3 protein-coding genes are annotated in these 4,012 nt (G+C 68.9%); all 3 read right to left on the bottom strand.

Annotated elements, in window-relative coordinates; all coding sequences use genetic code 11:
• Nucleotides 1-280: 280 nt before the first annotated feature.
• The 3 genes from ftsH to HUV01_RS13220 all read right to left on the bottom strand — a co-directional run bounded on the left by ftsH (nucleotide 281) and on the right by HUV01_RS13220 (nucleotide 3,873).
• Nucleotides 281-2,251 (bottom strand): ATP-dependent zinc metalloprotease FtsH, encoded by a 1,971-nt coding sequence (gene ftsH, locus HUV01_RS13230; RefSeq protein WP_174298690.1) that lies wholly within the window; start codon nucleotides 2,249-2,251, stop codon nucleotides 281-283.
• 88 nt (nucleotides 2,252-2,339) lie between these two features.
• A complete protein-coding gene (tilS, locus tag HUV01_RS13225; protein WP_254606640.1) occupies nucleotides 2,340-3,380 on the bottom strand; it encodes a tRNA lysidine(34) synthetase TilS in 1,041 nt (346 codons plus the stop codon).
• Between the two features lie 4 nt (nucleotides 3,381-3,384).
• A complete protein-coding gene (locus HUV01_RS13220) occupies nucleotides 3,385-3,873 on the bottom strand; it encodes a tetratricopeptide repeat protein (protein WP_174298689.1) in 489 nt (162 codons plus the stop codon).
• Nucleotides 3,874-4,012 lie beyond the last annotated feature (139 nt).

Here is a 4,012-nt window from a genome sequence, read left to right as displayed (position 1 = left end):
CAGGCGTCGCGGCACGGGCGAGCACCGCGGCGGCGGCGCGGGCGCGGACGCCCATCGCGGCGATCAGCGCGGATGCGTCGAGCGCGGCGAGGTCAAGGCCCTTGTCGGCGTTCATGGGCGATACGTAACACGCCCGGCCGGCGGCGTGGAAGCGATCCGCGCGCCCGTCCACGCCCGCGCCCTCGCAAGACTCTCGCGTGATCCTGCCCGATGCAACGAGAAAGGGCGGAGCGGCCTTCGCCACCCCGCCCCTGTCCGGCCTGCGCCGATGTCCGAGCCGCTACGCTCCCGCGGGCGCCGCGGTGCCGAACGGTCCGGTCGGACGGCGCGTCTTGGGGATCGACGTACCGGCGGAGGGCAGCGGGTTGGCGCGGGGGCCGACATCGCGCCGACCGATCTCCTCGCCGGCGATCAGCTTCTTGATCTCGTCGCCCGACAGCGTCTCATAGTCCAGCAGGGCGGCGGCGAGCAGATGGAGCTGGTCGACATGGTCGGTCAGCAACTGCTTCGCGCGGTTGAGCCCGCCCTCGACGATCGACTTGATCTCGTCGTCGATCAGCTGCGCAGTCGCGTTCGACATCCGGGCCGGCTGCGACGACGAATAGCCAAGGTACGTCTCGCCCTCGGGCTGGGCGTATTCCACCGGACCGACCTTGTCCGACATGCCCCATTTGGTGACCATGTCGCGCGCGAGCCCGGTCGCATACTGGATGTCCGACGACGCGCCCGACGACACCTTGTCATAGCCGAAGACGACTTCCTCCGCCACGCGCCCACCCATGCTGACCGCCAGATTGGCGTACATCTTGTCGCGGTGATAGCTGTACGAGTCGCGCTCCGGCAGACGCATCACCATCCCCAACGCCCGGCCACGCGGGATTATCGTCGCCTTGTGGATCGGATCGGACGCCGCCTCATGAATCGAGACGACCGCATGGCCCGCCTCGTGATAGGCGGTCATCCGCTTCTCGTCGTCGGTCATCACCATGCTGCGACGCTCGGCGCCCATCATGACCTTGTCCTTGGCCTCCTCGAACTCGGCCATCGCGACCAGCCGCTTGCCCTTGCGCGCGCCGGTCAACGCCGCCTCGTTGACGAGGTTGGCGAGATCCGCTCCCGAGAAGCCCGGCGTGCCGCGCGCGATCACGCGGGCGTCGACGTCGGGCGCCAGCGGCACCTTCTTCATGTGGACTTCCAGGATCTTGATCCGGCCCTCGATGTCCGGCCGGGGCACGACGACCTGGCGGTCGAACCGGCCGGGACGTAACAGCGCGGGATCGAGCACGTCGGGCCGGTTGGTCGCCGCGATGATGATGATGCCCTCGTTCGCCTCGAACCCGTCCATCTCGACCAGCAGCTGGTTCAGCGTCTGCTCGCGCTCGTCGTTGCCGTTGCCAAGACCCGCGCCGCGATGGCGACCGACCGCGTCGATCTCGTCGATGAAGACAATGCACGGCGCGGACTTCTTGGCCTGCTCGAACATGTCGCGCACCCGGCTCGCACCGACGCCGACGAACATCTCGACGAAGTCGGAACCCGAGATGGTGAAGAAGGGCACGCCCGCCTCGCCCGCGATCGCCCGCGCCAGCAGCGTCTTGCCGGTACCCGGCGAGCCGACGAGCAACGCGCCCTTGGGGATCTTGCCGCCGAGCCTGGCGAACTTGCTTGGGTCCTTCAGGAACTCGACGATCTCCTCCAGTTCCTCGCGCGCCTCGTCGATGCCGGCCACATCCTCGAACGTGACCTTGCCCTCCTTCTGCGTCAGCATCTTGGCGCGGCTCTTGCCGAAACCCATCGCGCCCGAGCCCGACGACTTCTGCATCTGCTTGACCACGAAATACCCGAGACCCAGGAAAAGCAGGAACGGCAGCGAGTTGTAGAGCAGCATGATCCAGATCGACGTGCCCTCCTCAGGCTTGGCGGCGATCTCGACGTTCTTGGCGCGCAGCTTGGGCACCAGCGTCGCGTCCTGGATTGGGTAAACGCGGAACGTGTCGCCCGACGATAAGCTGCCGGTGATGACGTCGCGGCTGATCGCGACCTTCTTGACCGTGCCCTCGTCAACCTTGTCGAGGAAGGTGGAATAGGCGATCGTGTTCCCCGCCTGCTGCGAGGCGCCGCCGTTGAACAGCGTGATGAACAGCGCCGCCGCCAGCAGGATGCCCACCCAGATCACCAGGCTCTTCATCCAGGGATTGCGGCCCCCGCCGCCTGTGCCCTCGGGGCCGCCGGACTGCTTGTCGTCGCTCATGCACGTACCTTTCGAGCGACCAAGATAAGCCGCCCGGGGTTAATGGCAATGGAACAAAGGTGTCTCTCCGACGCGATCGGACCGCGGCTCAGGACCCCCGGCGCGCCGGTGCGGGGGTGAAGCGCCAGCGCGGGCCGGGACGGGCCAGAACGCCGGCCAGCGTGGCGGGACGGCCGGCGTCGAGAAGGCGCACGAACCGTTCGAGCCCGGCGCCGCGCCAGGGGGTGTCGTGGTCGTGTTCGGCAAGGATATAGTCGATCGCGCGGCGCACCAGCCGGCGTTTCAGCTCGTGCGGTAATCCGGCGCTGTCGAGCAGCACGGCCTCGTACGCCACGACTTCGTGGCGGCTCGCCCACTCGCGGTCCGCTACCCAGGCCAACGCCTCCTCGGCGTCACGAAGATTGCGGGCGGCAAGCGCGAGACGCGGCGCGGGCAGCTCGGCGCTGGCCGAGAGCAATGCGCGAATCCGGCTCCGATCGAACCGCGGATCGGCGTTGGAGGGATCGCTCACCACGCCAGGTCCCGCAGCGGCGGCGATGACGGCGAGCGTCGCGCGAGACCAGTCGAGCAGCGGGCGGACAAGCAGGGGGGGCTCGGGGAGCCGGCGCACGAGCGGTCGCCGAGCCGCCATTGCCGCGAGCCCGCCGACGCCGGCCCCGCGCCGCGCGCGCATCAGGAACGTCTCGGCGACGTCGTCCTGTTGATGCGCCGTCGCGACCCAGGCCGCATGTCCGGGAGCGTCGCGCCGCTCGGCCTTCCCGATCGCCCATGCGGCCAGCAGCCAGTATCGCGCCAGCCGGGCCCGCTCTTGAAGGTTGCCGGCGAACAGGACCCGGTCGGGAACGGAAAGCACGTCATGTGGGATGCGCAGCCGACTGCACACGGCACCCACCATCGCCGCCTCCGCCGCCGCTTCCGCGCGCAGACCGTGGTCCACCGTCGCCGCCACGACCGCACCCGGATAGGCCGCCGCCGCCAGCAGCAGCAGCGCGAGGCTGTCGCCGCCACCGGACACCGCGACGCCCAGCCGCCGTCCGGGCGATGGCGCTTCTCCGGTCAGCGCCTCCAGATCTGCCCGGAAGCGAGCGATCGCCGCCGGGTCGGGGATCAGGCCCGCGTCGCCCGCCACCGCGTCACGCGCACTTGGCCGCGACACGCCCCTTTGCCACGTCGGCCTTCATCGCGGGCGTGACCTTCGTGCCGTAGACGTCGGTCAGCTCGCCATAGACCTTGCACGCGTCCGCCGGCTTGTTGAGCTTCATCAGCGTCGTGGCGAGGTAATAGAGGCTGTCGGGCGCGCGCTCGCCATCCGGGAACTTCTTGTAGCTTTCGTAGAAGGCCGTGGCGGCGCTGTTAGACTTGCCGTCGTCGAGATACGAGCGGCCGAGCAGGTTCTGGGCGTAGCTTGCGCGCTTCGACTTGGGATAGTCGGACACGACCTGCTTCAGCTGCGTCTCCGCTTCCGGATACAGCCGGGCCTGCCACAGTCGATAGCCGTAGAGATAGCCGTCCTCGTCGGCGACGCCGGTGTCGGGCTTCTCCACCGCGACGACCCGTCTCGCATGGGCGGGGTCGGCCGCGACCGGGGGGCCGGCGGCCGGATCGCCGACCGGAACGCGCATGGCGCGAGGTCCGTGACCAGCTGATCGACGGACGGTCCGCAGCCGTGACCACGACACGCAAGACACGCGCCAAATCGTCGAAGGTGCTCGGTGGTTGCCTGGCTGTCGAGCAACTCATATCCCCGTTCGCGCAGTCGAT

The organism is Sphingomonas bacterium (assembly GCF_903643035.1).
In the GTDB taxonomy this organism is placed as follows: Bacteria; Pseudomonadota; Alphaproteobacteria; order Sphingomonadales; family Sphingomonadaceae; genus Sphingomonas.
Note: the sequence above shows the minus strand (reverse complement) of the source record. Positions and strands in the feature narration are given on the sequence as shown.

Coding starts and splice junctions, on each gene's coding strand:
- ftsH (WP_174298690.1), bottom strand. CDS start 2,251: ATGAGCGACGACAAGCAGTCCGGCGGCCCCGAGGGCACAGGCGGCGGG.
- HUV01_RS13220 (WP_174298689.1), bottom strand. CDS start 3,873: ATGCGCGTTCCGGTCGGCGATCCGGCCGCCGGCCCCCCGGTCGCGGCC.